This is a genomic window from SAR324 cluster bacterium (assembly GCA_029245725.1).
GTDB lineage: Bacteria > SAR324 > SAR324 > SAR324 > NAC60-12 > JCVI-SCAAA005.
The window spans coordinates 1-3002 of record JAQWOT010000066.1 but is presented as its reverse complement, the minus strand read 5'-3'; the positions used below and the strand labels follow the sequence as shown (position 1 = coordinate 3002).

Genomic DNA, 3002 nt, shown 5'->3' with positions numbered 1-3002 from the left:
TGGGCCACCTGCTTGACTTCCTTTGCTGTCATTGGGGCAGCAGCCAATAAATCCCTGAGAAAGTCTTTTGCCTCATTCAGAGCCGACTGGCCGGCCCCGGACTCCTTCCTCTGCTCCTCTGCTGCACCGAGGATCTGCTGTGCAGAACCCACTGCAGCTGCTCCCCAAACAACCTTGGTGTTGGAGATACCAGGATGATTAGGCAGTTCCAACTGCTGCAGGTCATAGCTGAAGCCGTCTTTGTCGACACCAATATTGCTCTTGAGTCTTAGCAACATCCTTTGACTGGCTTGTGCCAGATCTCCAGGCACCACGACGGTCCCCAGGACAATGCGAGCCAGTGCGCCGAAGGCAATCGACCCGGTCACCCGCTCCAGTGGTTCTCGTAGCTGTGTCCCCTTGGAGAAGTGGGTGATTCCCAGCACCGCACAGCCATAGACCGATGCTAAGTCAACCAGCGGCTGCAGGGCTCTTCGCACCTCGGTATTACGGTGGGAGTCTCCGGTGACCGCCGAGACGACTGGATCAGCGATCAGCAGGCTGACCCCTCCGATTTGCTTCAGTTCCATCTCCAAGAGCCTTAGGTCTGTTGCCGGATCAAAACTGCGGCTTCCCTGGCCATCATGGACCTCATTGACGAAGTAGATTCTTTCGAGGTCCGCTTCGGCAAGCACCAGTCGTGGGCCAGGGTATCTTGCGGGTCGTCTTCACCAGACCAAATCAAAACATTAGCTGGGGCACAGTTGGCCCCTTCCGGCCAGGTCCTACCCCTGCTGATGATGGCAGCCATTTCCATTGCCAGGGTGGTCTTGCCTGTCCCAGGGGAGCCAGCCAGCAGGTGAAACTTGCCCCTGGCCAGCCATCCCTGCCAGAGCCAGTCAATGGCTTCCAATGGGAGTTTGCTGGCACTCTGAAGCCTCAACCTGGTCCCCCAACCACCGTCAGTACGCACCAGCTTGAGGACATCGGTCAGTATTCTTGCACTCAGGGTATCACCGACAGGCTCTCCCCCAGGTGGTTTCTCCAGGAAGTGCAGCAGTTTCTGCTCAAGTTCAGGGTCATTGAGTTGGACCCCTGTAGCCCGGAAAGCCTTGGCAGCTTCCGGTTGCCGAATGTGATAGAGCCCATTGCGTGGGTCAAGGCGGAGCCAGTGGGTAACCGAAAGCTTTGTTTCGATCGCAGTCGATTCGGAATTAGCTGACAATTTCTTCGCAAAGCCTTCTAAAACAGAGGGCCCACCGAGTAGCTCAATCAGCTGGTCGCGGTCACTCAAGTGTTCGCAGTGTCCATGCTTACAATTGAATCTTTGCCCTCCACCAGGCGTACGCAGGATGACGGTGGAACTTGTCCCATCGCTGCCATTGGTGTGCTGAGCCTTGTTGGGGCATAGGACAGTCACATGGTCCCCATTGTCTCGGACAAACCAACCGCGCTCAACGAAGAGTGCGATCCAGTCAATACTGCTGTAGTCGTAGAGGGTTGGGGGAGCACTAAAGTCTCCAGCGTCACTGCTGCTGAAGAGCGGTCGCTTGCGTTGGGCCGGCTGAATTGCCGCAGTAAATTTTGATTTGCTGGTCTTGGGGTGATAGTTCTCCTGCAGTTGCTGCTGGGAAACCAGCACCAAGTCCTCCCAGTCCTCATGGATCCAGCGATATTCTTCGCCGGTATCAGGGTGGATCGAAGGTGGGGCCACCAGTTGAGTCCCTGCCCCCTGGATCTCGCCCCCGTGCTCCGTGCTCTCTTTGCCCTGAAAGACAAATTTTTCAGAGGAGTCACTCAGTATATAGTGATGGGAGTTGTCATTTCCGGTCCGCACCAGTGGACCGCTGAGTAACCAGCCGTAGCCCTCCCGATCGCCAGCACAATCCATGTGCTCTTCCCATAGATCGAGATCATCGTAATCAATCCCACGTAGGAAGAGTCCCCTCTGCCTCCAGGGGATACCCAGCAGCAGCCCAACATTGTCGCTGGGTCCAAAGCGTTGAAGGATTGCTTCAGCACTCAACTCCTGGTACTGCTCTTGTGCCTGCCAGCCCTTTTGGTAGGGCCGCTTGCCTTTGAGGGGTATAGGACAGAGGCCAAGTTGATGATAGCGCCTAATCGCTGCATCTCGTCGTTGACGCCAATCAGAGTGGGGTGCATGCTCCCGTTTTTTTGCTAGCTTGGCAGAAGACTCGACTGAGGAGTCTTCAGGCTTTAGTAGTGCTGGATCAGACCAGCTCTTTTGCCCTTGCTTTAGGACTTTTTTGTCAAAGACATTCATACGTTACCTGATAATATTCATCCGCTTGCACGACCCCAGGCGCCGGAGTTTACAAAACTCTAATCACCCGGGGCCATTTGATAACTGAACCCCCGCTCCTCGGGGAGAGCGCCCTAGCTGAGCTTCGGCACGATCCCTTCTTTGCGGCGATCCAGTTCTTCGAGATAGGCCATCAGTCGATCGTGGTCGATTAAGATGCCTTTGCCCAACTTGAGTAGGCATCCGAACTGCCGCATTGCCTCACGCCGGTGGAAGACCAACCAGCGCATATCAATGGGACTCTTCCCCGAACGAATGTAATCGGCCAGGCGGACCCAGTTTCCTGGATCAGTTTTGTTGTGTGTCATCAAAGACTCCTAGATGGAGATTATGGAAATTACTTGGAATCAGTTGTTGAAACCAAGAACTGCATTTTGAACAGGAGCCAATGATTTGTATAGGCGGGGAATAAGCGGCAAGTCGGAGCGGTTAATTCTCTGCTACACCAGGTAGAAAGCAGGCTGAAGCAGGGAATTGAAACAGGCGCTAATTAGGCGCTGAGGATGGGATTGAGCAATTTTTCAACAATTTCCATTGCATTGCTGGTATCTGCGATGGAGGTGCTCTTAGGATTCAGGGGCTTACCCTGCTGGCTGAGGCAGATCAGCAGGAAGTCTTGCTTGGAATCAACGAGGCCGTTTCTGAAGAGAAGATCTGCGGCAGCCTTGGGGTAATCATTGGGGACCTGCCACTGCCACCT

The 3002-nt window shown here is 54.5% G+C and carries 4 protein-coding genes; all 4 read right to left on the bottom strand.

The window, feature by feature from the left end; all coding sequences use genetic code 11:
* Window positions 1-569: AAA family ATPase (locus P8O70_02990; protein MDG2195848.1), on the bottom strand; the 569-nt coding region annotated here is incomplete at its 3' end.
* A gap of 11 nt (window positions 570-580) precedes the next feature.
* Complete coding sequence (locus P8O70_02985; protein MDG2195847.1) at window positions 581-2263, bottom strand: AAA family ATPase; 1683 nt, start codon at window positions 2261-2263, stop codon at window positions 581-583.
* A gap of 113 nt (window positions 2264-2376) precedes the next feature.
* Window positions 2377-2610 carry a hypothetical protein gene (locus tag P8O70_02980; GenBank protein MDG2195846.1) on the bottom strand — a complete coding sequence of 78 codons (234 nt, stop codon included), beginning with the start codon at window positions 2608-2610 and terminating at the stop codon, window positions 2377-2379.
* Window positions 2611-2792: 182 nt separating this feature from the next.
* Window positions 2793-3002 (bottom strand): hypothetical protein (locus P8O70_02975; GenBank protein MDG2195845.1); only part of this gene is annotated, 210 nt, incomplete at its 5' end.